Source organism: Pedobacter sp. Leaf176 (assembly GCF_001424305.1).
Classification (GTDB): domain Bacteria; phylum Bacteroidota; class Bacteroidia; order Sphingobacteriales; family Sphingobacteriaceae; genus Pedobacter.
Genome location: NZ_LMPD01000006.1, coordinates 593,474 through 619,682, shown reverse-complemented (window position 1 = coordinate 619,682; position 26,209 = coordinate 593,474). Strand labels below are relative to the sequence as shown.

The following is a 26,209-nucleotide window of genomic DNA, read 5'->3' as shown; positions in this document are numbered from 1 at the left end:
CCTAATTGTTTTGGCAAGATTTATGTAATCACTTTCCCAAATTTAATTAAACGGAAATGAAAAGATTATTTATAGCTGTTGCAATAGCATGTTCAACACTAATGATGTTACAAAGTTGTTCATCAACAAAAAATGCTGCAAGTGGTATCAGCGGCGGCAGGGGTACAGTAACCGGCACATGGGTTTTAAATAATGTAACTTTAGAGGGCTTACCCGATCAGGCGGTACAGGGTTTATTCGGTGAAAAATCTTATAAATGTTTTCAGGGCAGTGTATGGAAATTAACCAATAGTGGAAATGGTTCTTATACATTACCAGCTTCAAGCAGCTGCGGTGAAGTGATGCAAACAATTTTCTGGTCGGCTACGCCAGCTGATGAAACCTTCCAGTTCAAGAAAATTTACGAAGGCGATAAAGCAAAAAATATAACTGAAGGTTACCGTTTGGTTATATCTCAGCTTTCTAAAGGAAATATGGTATTGAAATCGCCAATCGAATTCGGCGGAAAAACAGCCAACATTGTACTAACGTTTTCTCCGGCAGTAAATTAAGTATACATTATATACGATATTATATATCAAGAGCACTTCTGAAAAGAGGTGCTTTTTTTTGTTCGCCACAGATTCGCAGATTAATTATTAATATGGATTATCACGGAATTAGAATCAGGAATATATTTTTCTGTATTTCCGTGGCATTGTAAAATCAAATATATGCGCTTATCCATGCCTGCCAATGGCTAATTTATTTTGTAGAAATTTAAAATCTGAGAATCTGTGGCTAGCTAATCATTTACCTGCGAAAAACATAAACATATTGAGAGCGCTTCTGTAATGAGGTGCTTTTTTGTTTTAAGTTCATTGGTTCAATAGTTTATTTGTGTTGCTCGTTAGTACACATCCCCAATCACTAATGAACTAATGGCTAATGAACCATTGAACAAATGAACTTTCTGTTTGTTACAAGAAAATGATTATCAAATCGCCTCATTATCGTATTTTTGTTCAAAATAAATCAGGAATGAATACAACTGAGCAAGTTGAAAAAATATTAGCTGATACTTCATTATCAACTGAACTACAAAACATTGCATATAAAGTTCTTAACAAAAAACGAATAACTTTTGATGAGGGTGTTTACCTTTACGAGCACGCAGAACTTGGTTATCTTGGTGTATTGGCCAACTTCATCAGAGAAGAAAAACATGGGGATAAAACCTATTTTAACAGAAATTTCCATTTGGAGCCAACAAATCTTTGCGTTTACGACTGTAAATTCTGTTCATATTCCCGTTTAATTAAACAAAAAGAAGAGGGTTGGGCATTAACAATGGAGCAAATGCTCGACATCGTTAAGAAATATGATGATGAACCGGTAACCGAAGTGCATATTGTTGGCGGTGTTTTACCTCAATATGATGTGGTTTTTTATTCGGCTTTATTTACTGCAATTAAAACTCATCGTCCGGATTTACATGTAAAAGCTTTAACACCGGTAGAATATCATTATATTTTCAAGAAAGCTAAGATTGATTATGCAACTGGTATGAAATTAATGAAGGATGCCGGCTTACAATCGATGCCTGGCGGAGGTGCAGAAATTTTTCATCCCGAGGTTCGTGAGCAAATCGCTAAAGATAAATGTACCGGAGCGCAATGGTTGGCGATACATGAAGAATGGCACAAATTGGGCATGAGAAGTAATGCGACGATGCTTTATGGGCATATCGAAAAGTTTTGGCACCGTGTAGATCATATGGAAAAACTTCGTGAGTTACAGGATAGAACAGGTGGTTTTCAGACCTTTATTCCTTTGAAATTTAGGAATCAACATAACCAGATGAGCAATGTTGCTGAATCGTCGGTAATTGAAGATTTAAGAAACTACGCCATCGCCAGGATTTACCTGGATAATTTCGACCACATTAAAGCATATTGGGCAATGATAAGTCGCGAAACGGCTCAATTATCTTTAAATTATGGTGTTGATGATATCGATGGAACACTGGACGACACCACAAAAATTTACTCTATGGCCGGCGCCGAAGAACAGACACCAGCAATGAGCACGCGAGAATTGGTCAACTTAATTAAACAAGTGGGCCGAAAAGCCATAGAACGTGACACTCTATATAATGTAGTTACTGATTTTGAGAACATTGTTTTCGAGGAAGAAAAGAAACCCGCTTATTATAAGTTACCTGTGGTAAACTAGGATTTTAAGATTATAGGATTTTTGGATTCAAGTCTTAAATCAAATTTTATAAAAAAAATAATACTTAAACATTTAGCATTTGCTAAGTTGTCGTGATAATCTTTAAATCATAAAATATTGGCCAAGCAAATATATATTATCCGCCACGGCGAAACGGAACTTAACAGACAAGGCATAGTACAAGGTAGAGGTATAAATTCTGACTTAAACGATACTGGAAGGGCACAAGCAGAAGCTTTTTATCAAAAATATAAAGACATTCCTTTTGATAAAATCTACACATCTGATTTAAAACGTACCTGGCAAACGGTTCAAAAGTTTATTGACTCAGTTTTGCCTTGGGAAAGACTTTCGGGCTTAGATGAATTGGCCTGGGGTGTTTGGGAAGGCCAGCCTAACTCAGAAGAAGCTCGTGATGCTTTTCGCGATATGTTAAAATCCTGGGAAGATGGCGATTATACCGCACATTTTGAAGGCGGTGAAAGTGTTCAGGATGTTTACGAACGCTTAAAACAACCAATGGAAATTCTATCAAGCAGACCTGAAGAACAAACAGTTTTGCTATGCATGCACGGCAGGGCCATGCGGGTTTTTCTTTGTCTTTTGCTTAATAAACCATTGAGTGAAATGACTGAATTTCCACATCAAAATACAGTTTTGTACAAGATGGGTTTCGAAGACGGTCAATTTACCGTTCTTGAATTTAATAGTGCCGTTCACCTGGATGGTTTAGTCATTGATTAATACATCGCTCCGTTCGTGTCCTCACGAAACGGAATAGGTTAATGGTTCGTGAGGACACGAACCATGGCAATAAGGACACAAACCATTCCATAAACAAGTAATCCGCCTGGCCCCAAACGCTAGCGCAAAACAATTAAACAATTGAATAAGATTAAAATATCGGCTGTTGCTTATACCAATACCAAAGCTTTTATATACGGATTAGAACATTCGGATATCATCAATAAAATAGATTTAAGTTTAGATATTCCTTCAGATTGCGCTGCAAAAGTGATTAGTGGTGAAGTAGATATGGGTTTGATGCCGGTGGCTGCAATTCCTTTGGTGCCTAACGCAAACATCGTTGCTGATTATTGTATCGGTAGCGACGGTGCTGTAAATTCTGTATTCATTTTTAGCGATGTCCCCGTTGAACAAATAAAGACGTTGAGACTGGACGCTCATTCCAAAACTTCGAACAATCTGGCCAAAGTGCTCCTTAAATTTTACTGGAAACAAGAAGTACAATTTACAACTGATCCATCAGCTAATACTGATGCTATTGTTTTAATTGGCGATAGAACTTTCGGCAAAAAGGATGATTATGCTTTTGCTTATGATATGGGGCAGGAATGGAAAAATTTTACCGGCTTGCCTTTTATGTATGCGGCCTGGGTGGCGAATAAAGAAATCGATCCGGTATTCAAAGCTGAATTTAACACAGCCTTAAAATTTGGTTTGGCTCATCGAAATGACGTTTTAAAAGATTTGCCGCAAACCGATGATTTCGATTTGGAAGATTATTTGTATCATAAACTTCAATTCGAAGTTACCGAGGATAGGACTAAGGCTTTGCAACTATTTTTGGGATATATCGAACAGTTGAAAACACAATAGTTTTTTACGAAATCTAATGTTAAATTAGCCTAATCTATTTACAAAATGCCTGATGAACTGAAAATATACCTGTAAACTTACTTGAAGATTATTGTTCACAAGTTAATGATGATTTGCAGGCAAGGTTTGATAATTTACAGTATGCCGAAATTTCTACAAGCGAATTCAGTTTTTACACATCTGTCTCCTCGGTTTATTCGAGTAAATAGAAGGAGAAGATATTGAACTTGATTCTTATATCAAACATAAAAAGTTTGGAATTCAATTTTTACCTGATTATACAAAGAAAATTGATGATTTATACTCGGCCTATGATTACGCCAAAGAAAATTTCTTAAATCAGGAAAACCTTTCTGCCCCTCATCAATTATTATGCAAGCATATTGTTGCCAGGAACTATCAGGGTAGGTCAAGAAATAGCAAGATGTATGTTTCCACACCTGATGGGCGTATAAAATATTTCGCAGTTTCAGCTTCCAAACTTCAGGAAGAAATGGTTAAATTTTATGATGATTTAGCCATATTGTTATCTGCTGGGCTAAGTATTAAAGAAGTTTTCTTTTTTGCCGCTATGATTCATTTGGTTTTTGTGAAAATTTATCCATTTAATGATGGTAATGGTCAGACAGGAAGATTACTTGAAAAATGGTTTTTAGCTCGAAAATTAGGAGAGAAGTCTTGGTTTATGCAATCTGAAAAATGTACTATAAAAACCACCAAACTTATTATCAAAATTTAAGGGTTTTAGGTTTGGAGTACGAAGAACTTGATTATAAAAAAGCAATGCCATTTTTATTAATGTCACCAAAGTCTTTTTAAAGCAAAAGGCAACCTTCATCAGGTTGCCTTTTCTATTTTAATGTGCTTTCAACTTCCCGGCTATAGTTTCCAACTTACTTTTTAATTTACTTATCGCACCATTAAGTGCTAAATCATAATTACTTCCAAGGTTGGTAACCGCAATTGGTTCTTTACCGGAAATCCTGGCCTCCAATAAGCAACGTTTATCTTCCAGACCTTCTTTGCTGCCATTTTCATCAGTAAAATGGACTTCAACACGAGTAATTAAATCTTCAAATCTTGTCAACCCATCATTAATGGCGGCTTTAATTTTATCTTCATACTCCTGGTGTATTGTAAGGTTCTTGTCTGTATTCAATTGAATCGTCATAATAAAAAATATTAGGTTAAATTATAAAAGTGTAACAGCCAAGATGAAGAAACGTTTTAAAATAATGGTTAAATTTTGATCAAAAGAACCGTTGTAAGTACTATATTGTAAATTAACCTGTCAACATTTAAACTATCTCAACAATCTTTCAACTTTTCAACAAAAGAGTTGTAGAATGCGTAATCATGTTATCTTTATAGCTTTTGCAAATTAATTTCAGTTTTGGCTAAAGATACGAATAAAGAAACCCCGTTAATGCAGCAATACAACGCAATTAAAGCGAAGTATCCGGGTGCACTTTTACTTTTTAGGGTTGGAGATTTTTACGAAACCTTTGGCGAAGATGCCATAAAAACCGCACAGATTTTAGGCATCGTATTGACGCGGAGAGGCACCGGGCCAAATGGTGGGGCACTGGAATTAGCTGGTTTCCCGCATCATTCTTTAGACAACTATTTGTCAAAACTGGTTAGGGCTGGACAGCGTGTGGCCATCTGCGATCAGCTGGAAGACCCGAAAACGACCAAAACCATTGTAAAGCGTGGCGTAACCGAATTGGTTACCCCGGGAGTTGCTTATGGCGATAATATTGTTAATCAAAAATCGAATAATTATCTAGCCTCGGTTTTCTTTGATAAAACGCAAATCGGTGTTTCTTTCCTGGATATCTCGACAGGCGAATTTATGATTGCCCAGGGAAACAGTGATTATATTGATAAACTCTTGCAGGGTTTCAAACCTACAGAAGTGATTTTTCAGAAATCTAAACGCCAAACTTTTCTTGAGCAATTTGGCGACAGGTTCTATACTTTCGGCTTAGATGAATGGCCCTATACATCTGACTATGCGGAAGAGACTTTAACCAAACATTTCGATGTGGCCTCACTTAAAGGCTTTGGAATTGAGCGTTTGCAGAGTGGAATCGTGGCTTCAGGTGTAATATTGCACTATTTAGGCGAAACAGAGCACCGTAACTTAAAACACATCACTTCAATAAGCAGAATTGAAGAAGACCGCTATATGTGGCTGGATAGATTTACAATTCGTAATCTCGAACTTGTTAATTCGGCCAATGACAATGCGGTTACCTTATTCGATATTCTTGACCATACCTGCACACCGATGGGTGCACGTTTACTCCGAAAGTGGATTATCATGCCACTTAAAGAACTCAAACCCATTGAAGAGCGGTTAGGAATGGTTGATTTTTTTGTTAAAAATCAAGAAGTTCAACAGGAGTTTTTAAGGCACATCAAACAAATTGGCGATATAGAGAGACTAATTTCTAAGGTGGGCTTGCAACGTGTTGGTCCGAGGGAGTTAGTCGCTTTAAAAAGAGCGCTAATTCATATAGAAGAGGTTAAAAGTCTGGCGGCCAGCTCTAAAAATGCTTTTCTTGTAAAAATAGCCGACCAGCTTAATCCTTGTATAGCTATCCGTGAACGGATTGAAAGAGAACTTCAGCCTGAGCCGCCCGCTTTATTGGTTAAGGGAAATGTAATTAATGATGGCATTGACGAAGATTTAGACCGATTGCGTAAAATCGCTTTTGGCGGTAAAGATTATCTGGTTCAGATTCAGAAACGTGAGGCAGAAGCCACGGGAATTCCATCTTTGAAAATATCTTTTAATAACGTTTTTGGTTATTATCTGGAGGTAACACATACACATAAAGATAAAGTTCCCGAAGGCTGGATTAGGAAACAGACCTTGGTTAACGCGGAGCGATACATTACACCGGAACTCAAAGAATATGAAGAACAGATTTTAGGGGCTGAAGAAAAAATTCAGGCCATTGAGATTCGTTTGTATAGTGAATTAATGTACGAAACGGCTAGTTACATCAAGCCGATTCAACTCGATTCATTTCTAATTGCGCAATTGGATTGCTTATTGTGTTTCGCCCAATTGGCAGAAAAAAATCATTATACCAAGCCAACTGTAAATAAGGAAAAAGTGCTCGATATTAAAGGTGGTCGGCACCCTGTTATCGAAAAGCAATTGCCTGTAGGCCAGGAATACATTACGAATGATGTTTACCTGGATACCGATTCTCAACAAATTATTATGATTACCGGTCCCAACATGGCGGGTAAATCGGCAATCTTAAGGCAAACGGCTTTAATTGTTTTAATGGCCCAAATGGGATGTTTTGTTCCTGCAAAAGCGGCTGATGTAGGTTTGGTGGATAAGATTTTTACCCGTGTTGGTGCCTCAGATAACATTTCCTCAGGCGAAAGTACCTTTATGGTCGAAATGAATGAGACCGCTAGTATTTTAAATAATATTTCGGATAACAGTTTGATTCTCTTGGATGAAATTGGGCGAGGAACAAGTACTTACGATGGTATTTCGATTGCCTGGGCAATTGCAGAGTTTCTGCATCAACACCCGACTTCGCGACCGAAAACCCTGTTCGCAACGCATTATCATGAGTTAAATGAATTGGCCAATACCATGCCACGCATCAAGAACTTCAATGTTTCAGTTAAGGAAATGACGAATAAAGTTATCTTCCTAAGGAAGTTAGTCCCTGGAGGAAGTGAACATAGTTTCGGTATTCATGTGGCAAAAATGGCTGGTATGCCGCCAAAATTAATTGGCAGGGCAAATGAAATTTTGAAGAAACTCGAAATCGACAGAACAGAAGGGCAAAGCATTAAGGACAGTATCAAAAAAGTTCAAAATCAGGCTTATCAATTACAAATGTTTGCAATTGACGATCCTGTCTTACTTAAAATCAGGGATACGTTGAATAATTTAGATGTTAATGCGTTAACACCAGTAGAAGCTCTGCTAAAACTGGATGAAATTCAGCGGTTAATAAAAAATTAAGACCCACCCAAACCCTCCCCAAATGGGAGGGCTTATCAAGTCGGAAAATGACATACGAAAAAAAAATATTTCCTGTTTTATTATTTGTAATTTTTATAATTGCCTTATCTTCTTGCGGTTCCAGAAAATATACTGTCAAGAGCGATACAAAAGCGGCAAAGGCAGCCGATGCGATGTCTAATTTGAAGAGTAAACAACTTTACAAATTCATCACGGATTGGACAGGTGTAAAATACCGTTTCGGCGGATTGGACAAAAATGGGATCGATTGTTCCGGCTTTGCTTTTCTATTAGAGAAAGAAATATATGGCGTTACTTTACCCCGTATCTCACGCGACCAAGCCAAAGCTGTAAATAAAAAAAGCATCGATGGTTTAAAAGAGGGCGATTTGGTTTTCTTTTCTTTCGGTGGAAATGATGTTGACCATGTCGGTGTGTATTTAAATAATGGCTTTTTTGTTCATGCCAGCACGAATCGGGGCGTAATTGTTGACGATTTGAATTTACCAGCTTATCAAAGGGCTTTGGTAAAATCGGGTTCGGTTTACTAATGTTCCTTTGCTTGAAACCAACGGTAAAGGATAAGAATCACCGTAATGCTGAATTTATTTCAGCATCTACTTAAAATGAGGCCCTGAATAAATTCAAGGTAGCGACCATTAATAATTCAAACTAAAATCCCCGAATTTTTGTTATAAATCTATGCGTATATTTTTCATAATCTGCTTATCTTTAATTACTTATTCGGCTAATGCGCAGGTCAAATTACTTACGCTCGATGAGTTGGATAAACGCATCGCCCGGGGAAAGGACACGACTTATGTTATCAATTTTTGGGCAACCTGGTGTTCGCCATGTGTTGCAGAGTTACCAAATTTTGAAAAATTGCGTCTAGCCAATCTCGAAACGCCTGTTAAAATACTTTTAGTAAGTTTAGATTTTAAATCAAAATTAGAAAAAGAGGTTATTCCATTTGTAAAACAAAATAACATTAAGGCCGAGGTTTTACTCTTAAACGAGCGAGACCAGCAGCGATACATCGAAAGAATTGATAAGAAATGGTCAGGCGCGATACCTGCAACATTGTTTGTAAACAAAAAGATAAGGCGCTTTTATGAAAAAGAATTTACTGAATCAGAACTAAAAAATACGTTATTAAACTTAAAATAGGACGTCATGAAAAAATTATTTCTCGTTGTTTTTTTGCTCATATCGGGCTTATGCTTTGCGCAAACAGAAGGTTATAGAGTTGGTGATGTAGTTAAAGATTTTTCGTTAAAGAATATTGATTCGAAAATGGTCTCACTTGCAGATTACAAAGATGCTAAGGGATATATTGTCGTTTTCACCTGCAATACCTGTCCAGTCGCAAAAGGGTATCAGGAAAGGATTTCTGCTTTAAATGCATCTTATGCAGGTAAGGGCTATCCGGTAGTGGCGATCAACCCCAACGATGCAGTTACAGTTCCTGATGAAAGTTTCGAGAAGATGCAAGCCTTGGCAAATGAAAAGAATTTCAGGTTTCCGTACTTATTAGATCCTGACCACGTCGTAACAAAACAATTTGGTGCTTTGAAAACACCACACGTTTTTTTGCTAAGTAAAACAGAAAAAGGAAATGTAGTGGAATATATCGGCGCAATTGATAACGATTCTGAGGGTGAAAATCCCGATAAAATCAATTATGTTCAAAATGCAATTAGTGAATTATCCGCTGGCAAGAAACCATCAATTGCATCGACTAAAGCTGTAGGCTGTAGTATAAAATGGAAAAAGGGATAGTGAATATCCCTTTTTATGCAAAAGTCGTCTTAGCGAGGTGCGAAGCAATCTTACAGCGGTGGACTTAATTATGGGTTAAATTGCTTTATGTCTCGCAATGACGAAAGACAAATTAAGCCTTAACTTCATCAAAATTTGTTGCAGTTGCCAGCGCTTTCCAGTCTTCCATGTTTTTCTGTACATCAGCTATTTTGGCCTTTGCTAAGTGGTAAGCGTCAGGACCCAAAAATAAATGTAATGGTGCGTTTTTACTTTCAGCGGCGGCAATTATCACATCAACACCTTTAGCTGGGTCGCCCGGTTGTTGATTATTAATGTCGTTTTGGTGGGCTACCTGCGAATCACGAACTTCTTTGTAGGCATCAATCGGATTATTTGGAACAGCCAATGAACCGGATGTTAAAAATTCGGTTCTGAAGTAGCCAGGCTCAACAACTGTGGCTTTGATACCTAACGATTTTACTTCAGCAGCAAGTGATTCCGTAAAACCCGCAACCGCAAATTTCGTGGCGCAATAAATTCCGAATCCAGGGAAATTTCCAGAGAAACCACCAATTGAGGAAATGTTGAAAATATGCCCCGATTGTTGTTTCCTTAATTGAGGCAAAGCCTTTCTGATTACGTTTAGAGAACCGAAAACGTTTACATCGAAGTTCTCACGAGCTTCTTTATCGCTTAATTCTTCCAAAGCACCAAGCATTCCGTAACCCGCATTGTTTACAACAACGTCTAATTGCCCGAATTTGCTGATGGTTCGACTGATTGCCGATTCAACACTTTCTTCATTAGCTAAATCAACTGATAGCGGTAAGAAGGTTTCATATTCTCCAACTGCTTTCGATAAATCGCTTAAGTTTCTTGAAGTTGCCGCAACGCTATGTCCGATGCTTAATAGTTTTTTTACTAACGTTAGTCCTAGGCCTTTTGAAGCTCCTGTAACGAACCATACTTTGTTATTTTCCATGATTTTTGTATTTAAATTTTTTTAATTTTTGTAATTTTTAATAGTCTGTTGAAATTGTTATCGCTTTCCAGTCCTGATATTCTTTAATCAGCGCATCATTCTTAGCTGTTGCTCTTTGCAGTGCATCGTTACCCAAAAGCAAATGGACAGGAGCGTTCGGCATGCTCGCCAATGAAATCATTGCTGCAGCTGCTTTTTCCGGGTCGCCCGTTTGTGCGCCATCCATCTTTAAATATCTGGCGTGTATCGCCCTGACTTCTTCGTATGCGTTAATTGGATTTCTAGCAAGTACTAAAGATTCTTTTGTAAGAAAACTCGTTCTAAAAGCGCCAGGCGCTACAACCGTAACTTTTACACCGAATTCTTTAAGATCTTCTGCTAAAACTTCTGACAAGGCAATTACTGCTGCTTTTGCTGCTGAGTAAACTGCCCAACCCGTTGCACCGGCAATGCCGGCGATTGAAGCAATGTTGATGATGTGACCAGAGCGTTGCGTTCTTAAATGTTGACTTGCTTTTCTAATTACGTTCAATGTTCCGAATACATTTACATCAAAGGCGTGCCTGGTTTCCTCATCAGTTAGCTCTTCAATGCTGCCACCAATGCCATAACCTGCATTGTTAATTACAACATCAATTCTTCCGAACTGAGCAACCGCTGCATTAATAGCATGCTCAACACTTAGCTCATCGGCAAGGTTTACGGCTAAGGGAAGAAATTTTTCAGAATTTGAATTTACTGCCGTGATTAAATCATTTACATTTCTGGAAGTAGCGGCAACAGATTGCCCGGCTTTTAATAATTGGTTTACTACACTTAGCCCTAATCCTTTAGATGCACCGGTTACAAACCAAACTTTTTTAAGTCCCATAATTTTATCCTTTTTATTAAGACAAAATTACTATCGGAATCCAGGTTTACTATTACGCAGATCAAACTGATAATTACGAAATTCAAACAATTCGATAGGAGGTAGGCGTATGATTCGTTAATTTTTTGAAAAAGTTGTTAAAATGAGTCGGCTCTTCGAAGCCTAAGCAATAACCAATCTCTGAAATGTTCCAGTCTGTGTGTTTGAGCAAAGCCATTGCCTCACTCAATAATCGTTCGGTAATATAATGCGTAGTGGTTTTGCCTGTTGTTTCTTTGATGGCCCTGTTTAAGTGGTTCACGTGTACCGAAAGTTGTGCCGCATAATCTTTAGCCGATCGCATGGTAAACCTTTGAGATGGATTCTCAATTGGGAATTGCCTTTCCAGCAGTTCCGTAAAGATGGATGTTATACGCGAGTTTGCATCAGGGTGTTTATATAAAGCTTCAGATGGTTCTGTTTTGAGTGCAAAATGGGTTATCTCCGTCGTATAGTTTCTCAACAAATCATACTTATAAACATAATCGCTCTCGATTTCATCAAGCATTTTTTCGAATACAGATGAAACAAAAATGTCTTGTTGTTCATTTAAAATGTACGCTGGTTTTCCGCCAACGGCGAACATCGGTAGGTCGCCAATGTGACCACGTATTTTTTCTCTGAAAAATGCCTCAGTGAAAATGCAGAAAAAACCCCTTACATCACTCATTTTTCCGCTTGCCAGCTCCCAGGTGTAAGGAACCTGTGGATTAAAAAACATGAGTGCTGTTCCGTTAACCTCCACACTTTTATCAGCATAATGGTAAATGTTATGGCCACGGTTCAACGCGATTTTATAAAAGTCTCGTCTGCTGTAGCTCATAGGCGGCCTATCATCGCCAACGCAATCTTCCATTCTGAAAACATTAAAATGGCCCATGTCATTTTGAAGGCTATCTGGTAAGAAATCGAATTTCTTTTGATAAAAGTCTGCTATGGATTCTGATTTGCTCATGACCAAAATTACAAAATTCAAACCATAAATAAACTTTTTTCAATTTCTGAATCCATGTGGTCAATGAGCTCAGCCAGCACATCATGCCGAATTTTAATATTTCTCGTATCCTAAACTGATATTTAAAACTGATTTGCACAATACCAGTTAGTCTTAAATTAATCAAAAGGGAGCGTTCATGGGCCTAAATTCATCCACCATGAATCAAAATACCCTTCTAAAATTGAAGAGAATTAAAAAGGAAAGGTCATTTAAAGTTAACCCGCTAAAATGCTATTTCTTAGGTTAATAGAAATTTCTTCGGTAATGGCGATAATTTCGTCAGGTTCGTTTGCATTATTAACGACTATTTTATGGCAACTGGATTTATAAGGCAAAAGATATTCTTTATAGGCTGGTAAAACATGATTATGCCATTTGTAAAGAACATCTTCCTCCGGGTAACCACGTTCTAAACCATCACGCTTTACGCGTCGATCGAGCGCAACCTGCTCATCTGCGTCAACAAAAATCATATGGTCTAATAATGCCGCAATTTCCTTGAAGTGTAGAATGAATAAGCCTTCAACAATGATGATAGGTGCCGACTTAATTTCCAGGATTTTAACAATAGCTAATGGATTATTGAAGTTGTATTCCTTTTTATAAACGACCTCACCAGCTAAAAGCTGTTGAATATCTTTTAAAAATTGCTGGCTGTCAATAGTTGATGGTAAATCGAAATTATAAAGTTTATTTTCTTCCTGGGTCATATCGCCAGCAGGAATGTAATAATCATCCTGTGAAACCAAAGTAACTTCATCTTGCTTAAAATGATGAAGAAAACAATTTAAAAAAAAAGTTTTACCCGAACCACTTCCTCCCGCTATTCCAATTATGAATGGTTTCTTATTCAAGCTCATGTACACCGTACGTTAAATTGCAAAAAAATCTTTTATCCAAGGCACCCAATGAGTCAGCAACGGCTTTTGTCATTACAATAATAACATCTTTTGTCGACTCGTTCTCCGTAAATTTACCTACAACTTTAGCCAGCGCCGTACGGTTTGTCATCGGATTAGTTAATTTAATAATCGTTCCTATTGGCGCAGTACGATGCAAAACGAGCATTTTTGTTGCATCCAGGTCCACATCGCTAATGGATACTGCAGTTCCTTTCTCCTCAATTTGGTTCAAACCATACCTGCTCGGCGCACCCCGGAGTTTAGGGTCTTTAAATGAGGTGCTATCGGGACTTCCTTCCTGCTCTTCTTTGGATAAATCATTAACTGATTTAGGTTCAGGTGGCTTTGGAATTACAAGCTTTTGCCCACTTGAAATGGTATTATCATTTAAGTTATTTGCTGTTCTTATCTGATAAGCAGTTAAGTTGAATTTTTTCGCAATGCTAAAAATGGATTCGCCACTAGCAACAGTGTAAATAAAATTCTGATCTTTTGTTGGCTCTTTAACAACCGCCCGCTCTACGTTTTCAGTAGCTTTTGGTATTTCGGTTGTGATATCAGATGGGATTTTTAAAACCTGTCCGGTTGATAAAGCATTATCAGCAAGATTATTCAGCTTCCTGATCTGGTACGCGGTTATTCCATATTGCTTGGCTATATTGAAAATGCTTTCGCCTTGTTTTACCGTATGTGTACCGGCTGCATCTTTAATAGCTGTAGCAGCGGGCGTTTCTTCAGTTGTTGCAACCTTATTGTCTTCTTTGTTTTTCGTAGCAGGAATTTTCAACTTTTGTCCGATCCGCAAATTGATTCCTGAAAGGTTGTTCGCTTTTTTGATTTCATCAACGGTGGTTCCATATTTTTCAGCAATTTTCCCCAGAAATTCCTTTGGCTGCACAGTATGCTCAATCAATGTTGTTGAGGAGGCTTCAGCTTGCTGTTGATCAGTATTTTGCTCAACAGGTTTTGCCTGCTCTATTACCGGCGTAGCGGTAGCGGTTACCTGATTCTGGTCTGTTTCTCCATTTTTTGCAGGAATTTTTAATACCTGGCCGATACTTAAATTAATGCTTTTCAGATTATTCAAAGCTTTCAGATCATTAACAGTCGTGCCATATTTCTCAGCAAGCATATTTAAGTTATCCTTCGGCTTTACAATATGTTCAATAACATTTGCGGAAGTTGTTATGCTTTGAAGGGCAGCGGTATTTCCTGCAGAAGTAAATGGAACGTTGGTTGGTACTTTGATTACAACACCAATTTGAAGGTATTTATTATTATTGAACGCCATAATCTCCTTGGGGGCCACGTTATATCGCCTTGCGATAGAATAATATGTGTCTTTTGCGGCCGTCTGGTAGACGATTAATTTTTTGCCATTGTTATTTTCTACTCCGATGGAGTCGATTACTGCGTTTGCTTTCACACTTGCCGCATTTAAAGCAAGGAGTAACACTACAGTTAAGCCTATTTTATACATTTATTTTTATCTAAATTTTTATCAGGGGTAGCAATTATACGAATAATTTATAAACCAATATACACTTAAATACGGGCTAGCTTGGTTTTTAAGATGGTTTCCATGCAGCCATATTTATATATATTATTAATTGACAAACACTTGCAATTCCCTTGATTGATACAATTACCACTATTAAACGAAGAGATAAATAAGGTATTGTTCGAAATTAAATTTGCCTGAAACTTTTATATTTGATAATTGTTACGAATGCATAATATTTAAACTTAAATAACATGGACGCTGAACAAATTAGCCTGAATGAAAAGGAAGTAAAACCTGTTGTAGATCTTTTGAACAATTATCTCGCAAATTACCACATACATTATCAAAAGTTAAGAGGTTGTCATTGGAATATTAAAGGACAAAATTTCTTCACCTTGCATGTGAAGTTTGAGGAGCTATATACCAATGCACAATTAACAATTGACGAAATTGCTGAGCGTGTATTAACATTGGGCAAGCCACCTCATAGCCGGTTTGCGGACTATATTAAGGAATCTAAAATCAAGGAAATCGATACCATTGGCATGAAAGATCTGGACATGGTTGATGCAGTCCTTGGCGATATGGCAACGCTTATTGAAATTGAGCGGGAGCTTTTAGATGCTACTGCCGATGCCGGCGATGATGGATCGAATGATATGGTGAACCGTTTCATGCAGTTTAAAGAGAAAAATACCTGGATGTTACGCTCATTCGCCGGAAAAAAATAATCATCTTTCAATTGTAAAAAAGCCGTAGATACGCAGAATTAAAAGCTGTATCTGCGGCTTTTTGTTTTCAGGAATTACTAAATACATATCTTTGAGGATGGCATACAAAAGTTTAGCAGAATGCGTTTACGATTTAGAGAAGCACGGTTATTTAATCAGAATAAAAGAAGAAGTAGACCCTTATTTAGAAATGGCAGCCATCCATTTACGAATATATGAGAATAGGGGCCCGGCAATTTTATTCGAAAATATAAAAGGTAGTCCTTTTCCTGCGGTTTCAAACTTATTCGGAACCCTGGAAAGGTCTAAATTTATTTTCAGGGATACTTTACCCAAAGTTCAGCAGCTGGTTTCATTGCGCAATGATCCAATGAAAGCCTTGAAAAATCCATTTAAATATGCTGGTTCTGCATTATCTGCCTTGTCTGCATTACCTTTAAAAACGCCCTCGGCGAAAAATAGATTCTTAAAAACATCCATCAGCAAACTACCCCAAATTGTTAACTGGCCAATGGATGGCGGCCCCTTTGTTACCATGCCTCAGGTATATACAGAAGATGTAACGAAGCCGGGTGTAATGAATTCCAATCTGGGTATGTACCGTATTCAGCTTGGCGGAAACGATTATATTCAGGATAAAGAAATCGGCTTACATTACCAGATTCATCGTGGAATAGGAGTACATCAGTCTAAAGCTAACGCAGTAGGGGAGCCTTTAAAGGTTAGTATTTTTGTCGGCGGACCACCATCACATCCCTTGGCCGCAGTTATGCCCTTGCCTGAGGGCCTTTCTGAATTGACATTTGCCGGCGCCCTGGGCAACAGAAGGTTCAGGTATTTTTACGATGATGAAGGCTTTTGTATTTCGGCAGATGCTGACTTTATCATCACAGGCATGGTATATCCAAATGAAAATAAACCTGAAGGCCCATTTGGCGACCATTTAGGCTACTACAGTTTAACGCATCCCTTTCCACTAATGAAGGTACATAATGTTTACCATAAGAAGGATGCAATCTGGTCTTTCACGGTGGTAGGCCGGCCGCCACAGGAGGACACGAGTTTTGGTGCTTTGATTCATGAGATCACAGGCTCAGCCATTCCACAGGAAATTCATGGCTTGAAAGAGGTTAATGCAGTTGATGCTGCCGGTGTACACCCATTGTTATTTGCCATTGGAAGTGAACGATATACCCCTTACCTGAAAGAAAGAAAGCCACAGGAAATATTAACCATTGCTAATCATATCTTGGGTAAAAATCAACTGAGTCTGGCCAAATACCTTTTTATCGCTGCCAGAGAAGACAATGAAGACTTAACCACTCATAACATAGCGGATTTCCTGCAGCATATTTTAGAAAGAATAGATTTCAAAACAGACTTGCATTTTTATACCAATACCACAATTGATACCCTTGATTATAGTGGAGATGGTTTGAATAGCGGGTCTAAAGTTGTTTTTGCGGCGGCAGGAAATAAAAAGAGAACCCTTTGGGATAAGTTTCCCGAAGGCTTAAAATTACCTGAACATTTTAAGAATGCCACTATTGCAATCCCTGGTGTTTTTGCAATTCAAACACAAAAGTATCAGAGTGCTGAAAAAACAGCAGCAGAAATTGCAACGCTCAATATTGCTTTAATGGACACTGATTTAACGGGATTGCCACTAATTGTTTTATCTGATGATGCCAATTTTACAGCTGAAAATATAAATAACCTGGTTTGGGTTACGTTTACGAGAAGCAACCCTGCTGCAGATATTTATGGCGTTAATGATTTTATTGTCAATAAGCACTGGGGTTGTAAAGGTTCGCTGATTATCGATGCCAGGAAAAAACCCCACCATGCACCTGAATTGATAAAAAGTGCTCCGGTAGAAATCAAAATAAATGAAATGGCAAAAGAAGGGACGTCACTTTTTGGTATAATTTAGTTTTGATTTTAAAATTACGGTCAATCAGTCAGTCGCCGGAAAGTTATTATCTGCGTTGTCTTGGAAAACGCGACTATGCCTAATTGTTTTTCTTAAATAAATTTTCGACCATTATTTGTATATATAAACTGCCAGTTGATAAAATAAGAGGCGACGATAAATTTATTACAGGAGACTCAGCATTGAATTCAGGATGATGATTCAGCGTGTCGCTGAAAATGAACCATTGATGGCGATAAAACAATTGCCATAAAAATAAAAGTCATGGCTTTTGCCATGACTTTTATCAAATTTTAATGTTATGATCTAAAATCTTACACCAAAGGTTAAGAAAACATTATCTGCAGAATTTTTAAGGTTAGCAGTTGGTCCCGCACCAGTAAAATCGTAATCAGGATAATCAGAAGAAATTGTGTAAGGTGAATTTGTCGAATCCCATTTAGTATGTCTGTAGGTTACATCTAAGTAATAGTTGTCGAAACGGTAACCTAAACCTCCGCTGTAAGCTTGCGTAGTAAAATCTAAATTTCTGTAAGGCGTGCCAGCATAAGAATAACCACCCCTCAGCATAAAATTATCAACAACTTTAAATTCTATACCTGCTCTGTAGTTAAAATTGCCTTTGTAAAGGGCCGCGATATCGCGATTGGTGTTAACTTCTTCATTCGTAAAATCAGATGAAAAACGAATGGCACTATAATCGACATATTCAACATCAGCAGTGATTAAACCGCTATTTCCTAAAATATAAGCTACGCCGCCATTAACACGGTAAGGTGTTCTTAAATTATATTCAGAATTATAGCTTGAAAGGGGATTGGTATACTCCGGAATGGTAGATCCGTTCGCCCTCTTAAATGTGGTGTTTAAGTTTTCAGAAAAATTATCCGTCAGGCTATACCAAGTAGGTGTAATGAAACTCAAACCTAATCTAAGTTCACTGACAGGCTTGTAAATTAAACCCAGTTTAGCATTTATACCGTTTCCTTTTGTCTGCTGTATAGAATTATAATTAAAACCGTATGTTCCATTTATAAAATCAGCGTCCTGACCCGCATAGGTCAGGTTATTTCCGTTTTCCCTAAATGTTAAATCAGACGTATAATTGATATTAGTCAGTCCTAAAGAGAGACCCAGATAGAGTTTGTTTTCATAATTACCAGCCATTCCGATATTGACTTCCGATTGTGATCCTGATCGGTTAATGATATTTTGCTGTGTATTTTGTTGGTTAGCACCTACTGCAGTGGTAGGAAAATACCCTGCAGGATCATACTCAATCAGGAAGTTATCATAAGCCATTTTTTCAAGAGAGCCTGATGTTAAACTACCTGTTGGAGTTGTACCGGCCAGGTTTGCGAAATAGTCGGCCATTGAACTGTTAGCATTTTTTCCTTCGTAATTTATACTCGTATTAAAGTTGTTGGTTTTATTGTAGCCAATTCCAAAATTTAAACTTACCCAACCGTCATTTAAATCTGAGCCTTTAGGTTTGTTGATTGGAGAATAAAATACAACACCTACCTGATTTATTCCAGCCTTACTTTTATTAGCTGAAGAACTGGTGCCTAAATATTCTGAACCAACTTTAAAATTGTTGTATTCAGGTGTAAATGTAAATTCTGATTTCGTGAAAAAACCCAAGCCTGCTGGATTGGCAGACAACGAACTTATATCACCACCAAGTGCAGTTTGTGCGCCACCTAAACCTTTAAATCGAGCTGTAGCCCCTAATTCAGGTTGCGAAAAACGTAATACATCACTCGTGTATTGGGCATATAATGAATTGCTGGCAAGAACTATTCCTGCTGCAATTAAAATTGATCTTAGTCTCATTGATTGAATGTGTGTGTATGTCGCTGATTATCTTCCTCCGCCTCTTGTTGGTCTGCCACCGCCGCCGCCGCCGCCAGAACTCACACCACCACCACCGCTACTTCCTGATGATTGTGCCGGAGGACTGTAACTACCACGATCTGGTCTACTGGCTGGTTGGCTTTGTTGTGTTTGAGGCTGTGGTCTATAGCTATTGTCGCGTGATGGTCTTGAACTTACACGTCCGGCCTGCCCATTATTAAAAGAACCATTGTTATTGCCGTTAGAATATCTTTCTGGTCTGCCCGCGTTATTTGTTGAAACAGAAGGACGGCCATAATTGCCACTTATAGGGGCTGTTCTCGAACCGGTTGACCCGTAAGAACCACGGTTGTCTCCATCTCTGTTTGGCCTTGCTCTATAATTGCCATTTGCATAGTTACCGAAGCCGCCGCCATAATAGCCGCCATATCCAAATCCGCCGCCATAAAATCCACCACCCCAGCCGAAGCGATCGTAATAAGAATAAGGACCCCAGTTATTCCAACCCCAATTGTTCATTCCCCAACCCATGTTTCCATAATAGAAAGGATTGTTCCAGATACTGCCGTAACCCCAGCCGCCATAAAATCCGCCGCCCCAGCCGCCTAAGCCGTAACCGTTACGCCAATTCAAGCCAGAACCTAGAAAGTTATTGTAACCATAACTATTACCATAATAATAATTATCATAATATGGGTCATAATAGCCTCTGAAAGCGCTTCCATTATAAAAACGGTTTATGCGTGACGAGTAATCCATGTCATAATATGGGTTGCTTGTTCCATAATATTCATCATATTCCTGGTCATTCTGCGCCTGCTGCTGTTGCTTAGGTGCAGGAGCTACATATTCAACAGCCCTGGCTTTCGCCACAGTATTGTATACATCGTCGTCAGAATTGTTTTGAGCCAACTTTGATGTAGAGCATGAAGCAATCAACCCGGCGACCGCTATCATTGCAATGGGTAAAAATTTAATTGGTTTCATTGTGTTTATATTTAGTTGTGTGTGTCAAAAAAATTATCTAAACAAATCACTTACAGTATTTTGTGATTAAATAATAATCACGCTCGCTGAAAATCGTTTTGTAGGCATAAATTTATAAATTTGTGCCATCATTTCATATTATTTAACACACAATTTACGTTCCAAATACATAACATGAGCAAAGAAATTACAAGCAGAGCAGCAGATTATTCCCAATGGTATAATGATATTGTTATTAAGGCCGATTTGGCAGAACATTCAGCCGTGCGCGGATGTATGGTTATTAAGCCAAATGGTTACGCCATATGGGAAAAAATGCAGGCTGTGTTAGATAAAATGTTTAAAGATACCGGCCATCAGAATGCTTACTTCCCATTATTCATTCCTAAGTCATTTTTTTCTAAGGAAGCCTCTCATGTTGAAGGCTTTGCAACTGAATGTGCTGTTGTGACACATTACCGTTTAAAAAACGACGGCAACGGGAATATTGTTGTTGACGAAACTGCCAAATTAGAAGAAGAATTAATTGTTCGTCCGACATCAGAAACCATTATATGGAATACTTACAAGGGGTGGATTCAATCGTACAGGGATTTACCAATTTTGATTAACCAATGGGCAAATGTAGTACGCTGGGAAATGCGTACCCGTTTGTTTTTGCGTACCGCTGAATTTTTATGGCAGGAGGGACACACAGCTCACGCAACTGCGCAGGAAGCGATTGAAGAGACAGAGCGTATGTTGCATATCTATGCAGATTTCGCTGAAAACTGGTTGGCTGTTCCTGTAATAAGAGGTAGAAAATCGCCAAATGAACGTTTCGCCGGTGCATTGGATACTTATTGTATTGAGGCTTTAATGCAAGATGGGAAGGCATTGCAAGCAGGTACCTCTCATTTTTTAGGCCAGAATTTTGCAAAAGCTTTTGATGTCAAATTTACCGGTAAGGATGGAAAACTGGATCATGTTTGGGCAACTTCATGGGGAGTATCTACCCGTTTGATGGGTGCTTTGATTATGGCGCATAGTGATGATTCCGGTTTGGTTATACCTCCGAAATTAGCTCCGATTCAGGTGGTAATCGTTCCAATTTATAAAGGCGAAGAAGATTTAGCAAAGATTTCTGCTTATGTCAATGAACTGACTATGAGGTTGAAAGGTATGGGTGTTTCAGTTAAATATGACGACAGAGATACGCAAAGACCAGGTTTTAAATTTGCAGATTACGAATTAAAGGGCGTTCCGGTCAGAATTGCGATAGGTGGAAGAGATTTAGAAAACAAAACTGTAGAAATTGCACGCAGAGATACTAAGGTTAAACAAACTGTTCCACAGGATGGTTTAGATATATATATTGTTAAATTGCTGGAAGACATTCAAACCAACATGTTCAACAAAGCTTTAGCTTATCGTGACGAGCACATTACCGAAGCCAATAGCTACGATGAATTTAAGCTTCTGCTGGATGAGAAAGCAGGTTTTATATCGGCACATTGGGATGGAACTCCAGAAACTGAACAAAAAATAAAGGAAGAAACTAAAGCCACAATTCGTTGTATTCCTTTAGATAACAAATTGGAAGATGGTGTTTGTATATACTCCGGTAAACCATCAATACAACGCGTATTGTTTGCAAGGGCATACTAGGTAGATTTTAGAATTTAGATTTACGATTTAGATTAGAGTAAAACTAATCTCAGTACTTTATGATTAAATATTAATTACTACAGCTTGATACTTGATACTAAATTCTTGATACTCCATACTAATGCCTTGATACTTGATACTCAATTCTTGATACTAAAATTATGAAATTCGCAACAAAAGCCATACACGCGGGTCAGGAGCCTGATCCTGCAACAGGTGCAGTAATGACACCGATCTATCAAACGTCTACCTACTGGCAAAAGTCGCCTGGAGATAATAAAGGCTATGAATATTCCCGGGGAACAAACCCAACACGCAAGGCACTGGAAGATTGTCTTGCCGCATTGGAAAATGCAAAATATGGTTTGGCCTTTTCAAGTGGAATGGGGGCAACCGATGCCGTTTTAAAATTATTACAACCAGGCGACGAGGTAATTACCGGTAATGATTTGTATGGTGGCTCGTACCGCATTTTTACTAAAATCTTTACTAAATACGGTATTAAGTTTCATTTTCTGGATTTGTCTAAGCCAGAAAATATGCTTCCTTATATCAACGAGAAAACAAAATTGGTTTGGATTGAAACGCCGACGAATCCAACCATGCAGGTTATTGATATTGAGGGTGTAGCTAAAATTACTAAAGACAAAAACCTGATTTTGACTGTTGACAATACCTTTGCATCTCCATATCTGCAAAACCCAATCGATTTGGGAGCGGATATCGTAATGCATTCGGTAACTAAATACATTGGCGGCCACTCTGATGTGGTTATGGGCGCATTGGTTACCAGCGATGAGACCTTGTACAAAGACCTTTGGTTTATATACAACGCATGTGGCGCAACGCCGGGTCCGCAAGATTCATTTTTAGTTTTACGTGGCATTAAAACCCTGCATTTACGCATGAAAGCGCATTGCGAAAATGGAGAAAAAGTAGCCCGCTTTCTTAAGGAACATCCGAAGGTGGATAAGATTTACTGGCCAGGTTTTGAAGATCATCCTAATCACGACATAGCGAAAAAACAAATGAGGGGTTTTGGTGGCATGATTTCAATCACGCTTAAAGATGCTGATTTGGAAGAGACCTTCAGGATTTCATCTAACTTTAAGGTTTTTACTTTAGCGGAATCATTAGGTGGCGTAGAGTCCTTAATCAATCATCCTGCAACAATGACACACGGTTCTATTCCTAAAGCAGAACGGGAAAAAGTTGGTGTTACGGATAACTTATTACGTTTAAGCGTGGGGGTAGAAGATATTGATGATTTGCTTGAAGATTTAGCAAACGCTTTAAAATAGAGTATTAATTATTTTGTCATTTCGACTGTAGCGCAGCGAATGGAGAAATCTTCGCATTTAGTTTTTTTACAAAGATTTCTCCACTGCGGTCGAAATGACGACTTGAGGTTCCCGTCAGGGCTTAAAAATATAACCATATAAGAAATATAAAGGGAATATAAGCTCAGCAACTAATTGCGCTTAAATTTCTTATATGGTTAAAATTAGTTTTACTAATAATATGCCTCTGGCGGTCGTCATCCCGACTTAAGCAAAGCCTAACGGAGAGATCTTTGAAAGATAACTCTATCATTGCTTGCGGAAAGATTTTGCTTACCAGAGCCTTCGGATTCTTCATTGCGGCCGAAACGACTTTAATTAACGTTGCCATGAGAATTTAAACAGCCTCTTAATCATCTAATTATACAAATGGATTTCCTGGATCTAAAAAACTTTCTTGATGCTAAAGTTGAGCAGTACAACCGGCCTGATTTTATTCCTAACGACCCCATTTGTATCCCACATTTGTTCGTAAAGAAACAAGACATTGAGATTGCCGGATTTTTTGCTGCAGTTTTAGCCTGGGGGCAGAGAAAAACGATTATTAATAAATGCGAAACGTTATTGAATCGTATGGATGACGCGCCTTATGATTTCGTTTTAAATCATACGGACAACGATCTGAAAAGATTATTAAACTTCAAACACCGGACCTTTAACGATACGGATTTACTGTATTTCATTTCCTTTTTCAAATTTCATTTTGCGCAATACGAAAGCCTGGAACAAGCCTTTATTCCAGAGCAAACCCTAGTTCTACCTGAAATCCACCTTTCTGGTAAACACAGCTTTACCATTGAAGCGTCTTTAAATCATTTCAGAAGTTATTTTTTTTCGCTGGAAGATTATCCCAACCGTACGAAGAAACACATCTCGTCTCCAAAACAAAAATCGACTTGCAAACGATTAAACATGTTTTTGCGCTGGATGGTTCGAAAAGACAACTCGGGAGTCGATTTTGGTATTTGGAATACATTGAACGCTGCTGATTTGGTTTGTCCCTGCGATGTGCATGTAGACCGAGTTGGCAGGTTGTTGGGTTTAATCACCAGAACACGCACAGATTGGTTCACAGCTTTAGAATTAACACAAAATCTGAAAAAATTTGATGAATTGGATCCGGTTAAATATGATTTCGCACTTTTTGGTCTCGGCGTAGAAAAATTGATGTAGCGGTGTTGATTAATAAAAAAACAAATATTAACTTCGTCGAAGCACAAATTTCGTCACATCTTCTTTGTTAGCTTATACCATTTCTCAGTTAAAATATGATCAAAGTCAATTTATCCGAAGAGGATAGATGGAAAAAGTATGGTAATACTTCGCCCCTAATTTCATTGTTCAAGCGATTTCATCCGCTCAATGAGGAAATAGAAAAGCGGATCAATCAGTATACCTTCCCGGTGTCTTTCAAAAAAAATAAGTTCGTTATATCCCCGGTTGAGAGAAATGAGTATCTATTTCTGATTATGAAGGGGGTAGTTAGAGGTTATATTAAAGACGGTAAAACAGAAATTACGACATGGATTTCTAAAGAAGGTGAAATTATAGGAACAATTCGTAATTTGTGGCTGAAAGATGACTCTGATGAATACCTTCAGGCACTTGAAGATGTGGAATTAATATCTATTCCACATGTTTTATCCGAGTACCTCTACGATAACTTTCCTGAAGCTAATATTGTGGGGCGTAAAATGATGGAACTTTATTACCGTTCTGCTGAAGAAAGAGCTTATCTGTGCAGAATTTCATCGGCGGAAAAAAGATATAAAAGATTTTTGCAGTCCTTTCCCGACTTAATAAACCGTGTTTCTTTAAAATATATAGCATCATTTCTCGCTATCAGGTTAGAAACATTGAGCAGGATCAGAGCAAAGTTATAATTGAATTTATTGTATTTGTAATTATTTTATATAGTGTAATTCGCATTATTTTGTTGACAAATGTCAATCTTTCCCAAATAAGATGCTAATATTAAAGCCTGGTAAGAAAAGCATTTAAACATATTTAATAAAAATTGTACATTTACGAATACATAATCAAACGAATTAAAAAGTCTCTCGATAAATTGAAATCTACTTTAGCGCGCCCGAATCAAACTAACACACAAATTATCCACAATTCAGTACAATGAAAACAAAGAATACCGTAAGTACTTTTTCTGTGCTAATCGCAGATGATCATGAAATTATTCGCCGGGGGTTGAGAAGCTTAATATCTGATTACTGGACTGGTGTACAGATGTTGGAAGCAGCAACAATGGAAGCAGCTTTGGTAGAAACGGAGCAATTTCCCAGCCTAATTATTATCGATGTAAATCTACCAGGTGGTAATAACCTGAAAGTAATCGAACAATTGAAACTTGTACAATCCAATGCGAAAATCCTTGTATTTTCTTCACTGAATGAAAACATTTATGCCGTACCTTATTTAAAAGCCGGAGCTTCAGGTTATTTAACTAAAAATGCGGAGGAATCTGAAATCATAACAGCAATTACAACAATCTTAGCGGGAAGCAGGTATTCCAGCAGAAATGTGAAAGAAAACATGTTCAACAGTATTTTGGGGAATGATGCAGATAACCCTTTCACTAAGTTGTCGGGAAGAGAGCTGGAGGTAGCCGAATTACTTACTAAGGGCGTGGGCGTTCTTGAAATTTCAAATCAGTTAAATTTGCAGATGGGCACAGTCAGTACTTATAAATTACGGTTGTTTCAGAAGCTTAAAATTAAGAGCATAATCGAATTGGCCGAAAAAATGAGTATTTACGAAAAATAGAAATTTTATACTTTTTATTTAAAGCGCCTATTTTGCA

At 37.9% G+C, this 26,209-nt stretch carries 24 protein-coding genes; 16 read left to right on the top strand and 8 right to left on the bottom strand.

The genetic code is table 11. The features are described from left to right. The first annotated feature begins 56 nt into the window (after positions 1-56). The 5 genes from ASF92_RS18650 to ASF92_RS18630 all read left to right on the top strand — a co-directional run bounded on the left by ASF92_RS18650 (position 57) and on the right by ASF92_RS18630 (position 4,573). Complete coding sequence (locus ASF92_RS18650) at positions 57-551, top strand: lipocalin family protein (protein WP_056096886.1); 495 nt, start codon at positions 57-59, stop codon at positions 549-551. Between the two features lie 469 nt (positions 552-1,020). Continuing rightward, entirely contained in the window at positions 1,021-2,214 is a 1,194-nt protein-coding gene (gene mqnE, locus ASF92_RS18645; RefSeq protein ID WP_056097161.1) for an aminofutalosine synthase MqnE, read from the top strand. A gap of 117 nt (positions 2,215-2,331) precedes the next feature. Beyond that, on the top strand, positions 2,332-2,958 hold the full coding sequence (locus tag ASF92_RS18640; protein ID WP_056096884.1) for a histidine phosphatase family protein: 627 nt from the start codon (positions 2,332-2,334) through the stop codon (positions 2,956-2,958). A 141-nt stretch (positions 2,959-3,099) separates the two neighbouring features. Continuing rightward, complete coding sequence (locus ASF92_RS18635; protein ID WP_056096878.1) at positions 3,100-3,834, top strand: menaquinone biosynthetic enzyme MqnA/MqnD family protein; 735 nt, start codon at positions 3,100-3,102, stop codon at positions 3,832-3,834. 205 nt (positions 3,835-4,039) lie between these two features. Then, positions 4,040-4,573 (top strand): Fic family protein, encoded by a 534-nt coding sequence (locus ASF92_RS18630; protein WP_197413334.1) that lies wholly within the window; start codon positions 4,040-4,042, stop codon positions 4,571-4,573. 117 nt (positions 4,574-4,690) lie between these two features. On the opposite strand, the gene ASF92_RS18625 is transcribed toward ASF92_RS18630, so the two are convergent. Continuing rightward, positions 4,691-5,005: an HPF/RaiA family ribosome-associated protein gene (locus ASF92_RS18625; protein ID WP_056096874.1), complete on the bottom strand. Its 315-nt coding sequence runs from the start codon at positions 5,003-5,005 to the stop codon at positions 4,691-4,693. Positions 5,006-5,227: 222 nt separating this feature from the next. On the opposite strand from ASF92_RS18625, the gene mutS reads away from it, so the two are divergent. The 4 genes from mutS (at position 5,228) to ASF92_RS18605 (ending at position 9,622) form a co-directional block, all read left to right on the top strand. Beyond that, positions 5,228-7,840, top strand: coding sequence for a DNA mismatch repair protein MutS (gene mutS / locus ASF92_RS18620; RefSeq protein WP_056096871.1), 2,613 nt, complete (start codon positions 5,228-5,230; stop codon positions 7,838-7,840). A gap of 47 nt (positions 7,841-7,887) precedes the next feature. Beyond that, a complete protein-coding gene (locus ASF92_RS18615) occupies positions 7,888-8,391 on the top strand; it encodes a C40 family peptidase (RefSeq protein ID WP_056096868.1) in 504 nt (167 codons plus the stop codon). A gap of 151 nt (positions 8,392-8,542) precedes the next feature. Then, the gene (locus ASF92_RS18610; protein ID WP_056096864.1) at positions 8,543-9,010 is read left to right on the top strand and encodes a TlpA disulfide reductase family protein; all 468 of its coding nucleotides are present in this window, start codon (positions 8,543-8,545) and stop codon (positions 9,008-9,010) included. Between the two features lie 6 nt (positions 9,011-9,016). After that, a complete protein-coding gene (locus tag ASF92_RS18605) occupies positions 9,017-9,622 on the top strand; it encodes a thioredoxin family protein (protein WP_056096861.1) in 606 nt (201 codons plus the stop codon). A gap of 112 nt (positions 9,623-9,734) precedes the next feature. Here the strand turns inward: ASF92_RS18605 and ASF92_RS18600 are convergent, their stop codons facing one another. The 5 genes from ASF92_RS18600 to ASF92_RS18580 form a co-directional block, all read right to left on the bottom strand. Continuing rightward, positions 9,735-10,586, bottom strand: a complete 852-nt coding sequence (locus tag ASF92_RS18600; RefSeq protein ID WP_056096858.1) for an SDR family NAD(P)-dependent oxidoreductase — start codon at positions 10,584-10,586, stop codon at positions 9,735-9,737. Between the two features lie 37 nt (positions 10,587-10,623). Then, positions 10,624-11,457 carry an SDR family NAD(P)-dependent oxidoreductase gene (locus ASF92_RS18595; protein ID WP_056096856.1) on the bottom strand — a complete coding sequence of 278 codons (834 nt, stop codon included), beginning with the start codon at positions 11,455-11,457 and terminating at the stop codon, positions 10,624-10,626. An 82-nt stretch (positions 11,458-11,539) separates the two neighbouring features. Next, on the bottom strand, positions 11,540-12,451 hold the full coding sequence (locus ASF92_RS18590) for an AraC family transcriptional regulator (protein ID WP_056096854.1): 912 nt from the start codon (positions 12,449-12,451) through the stop codon (positions 11,540-11,542). Positions 12,452-12,708: 257 nt separating this feature from the next. Beyond that, the gene (locus ASF92_RS18585; RefSeq protein ID WP_056097159.1) at positions 12,709-13,347 is read right to left on the bottom strand and encodes a uridine kinase; all 639 of its coding nucleotides are present in this window, start codon (positions 13,345-13,347) and stop codon (positions 12,709-12,711) included. Next, positions 13,340-14,875, bottom strand: a complete 1,536-nt coding sequence (locus ASF92_RS18580) for a LysM peptidoglycan-binding domain-containing protein (RefSeq protein WP_056096851.1) — start codon at positions 14,873-14,875, stop codon at positions 13,340-13,342. Before ASF92_RS18580 ends, ASF92_RS18585 begins: the two co-directional genes overlap by 8 nt. A gap of 275 nt (positions 14,876-15,150) precedes the next feature. On the opposite strand from ASF92_RS18580, the gene ASF92_RS18575 reads away from it, so the two are divergent. Both ASF92_RS18575 and ASF92_RS18570 read left to right on the top strand, forming a co-directional pair. Then, positions 15,151-15,630, top strand: coding sequence for a Dps family protein (locus tag ASF92_RS18575; RefSeq protein ID WP_056096848.1), 480 nt, complete (start codon positions 15,151-15,153; stop codon positions 15,628-15,630). Between the two features lie 97 nt (positions 15,631-15,727). Continuing rightward, entirely contained in the window at positions 15,728-17,563 is a 1,836-nt protein-coding gene (locus tag ASF92_RS18570) for a UbiD family decarboxylase (protein ID WP_056096845.1), read from the top strand. Positions 17,564-17,869: 306 nt separating this feature from the next. Here the strand turns inward: ASF92_RS18570 and ASF92_RS18565 are convergent, their stop codons facing one another. Both ASF92_RS18565 and ASF92_RS18560 read right to left on the bottom strand, forming a co-directional pair. Next, positions 17,870-19,399, bottom strand: a complete 1,530-nt coding sequence (locus ASF92_RS18565) for an OmpP1/FadL family transporter (RefSeq protein WP_056096842.1) — start codon at positions 19,397-19,399, stop codon at positions 17,870-17,872. A gap of 27 nt (positions 19,400-19,426) precedes the next feature. After that, on the bottom strand, positions 19,427-20,407 hold the full coding sequence (locus ASF92_RS18560; protein ID WP_056096839.1) for a hypothetical protein: 981 nt from the start codon (positions 20,405-20,407) through the stop codon (positions 19,427-19,429). A 174-nt stretch (positions 20,408-20,581) separates the two neighbouring features. Here ASF92_RS18560 and proS point away from each other — a divergent pair, with 174 nt between their 5' ends. The 5 genes from proS (at position 20,582) to ASF92_RS18535 (ending at position 26,172) form a co-directional block, all read left to right on the top strand. Further along, entirely contained in the window at positions 20,582-22,054 is a 1,473-nt protein-coding gene (gene proS, locus ASF92_RS18555; RefSeq protein ID WP_056096834.1) for a proline--tRNA ligase, read from the top strand. A 161-nt stretch (positions 22,055-22,215) separates the two neighbouring features. Beyond that, positions 22,216-23,355, top strand: a complete 1,140-nt coding sequence (locus tag ASF92_RS18550) for a cystathionine gamma-synthase (protein WP_056096830.1) — start codon at positions 22,216-22,218, stop codon at positions 23,353-23,355. A gap of 408 nt (positions 23,356-23,763) precedes the next feature. Then, a complete protein-coding gene (locus ASF92_RS18545; RefSeq protein ID WP_056096827.1) occupies positions 23,764-24,567 on the top strand; it encodes a TIGR02757 family protein in 804 nt (267 codons plus the stop codon). Between the two features lie 95 nt (positions 24,568-24,662). Continuing rightward, positions 24,663-25,277 carry a Crp/Fnr family transcriptional regulator gene (locus ASF92_RS18540; RefSeq protein WP_056096825.1) on the top strand — a complete coding sequence of 205 codons (615 nt, stop codon included), beginning with the start codon at positions 24,663-24,665 and terminating at the stop codon, positions 25,275-25,277. A 247-nt stretch (positions 25,278-25,524) separates the two neighbouring features. Further along, on the top strand, positions 25,525-26,172 hold the full coding sequence (locus ASF92_RS18535; RefSeq protein ID WP_056096822.1) for a response regulator transcription factor: 648 nt from the start codon (positions 25,525-25,527) through the stop codon (positions 26,170-26,172). Positions 26,173-26,209: the final 37 nt, after the last annotated feature.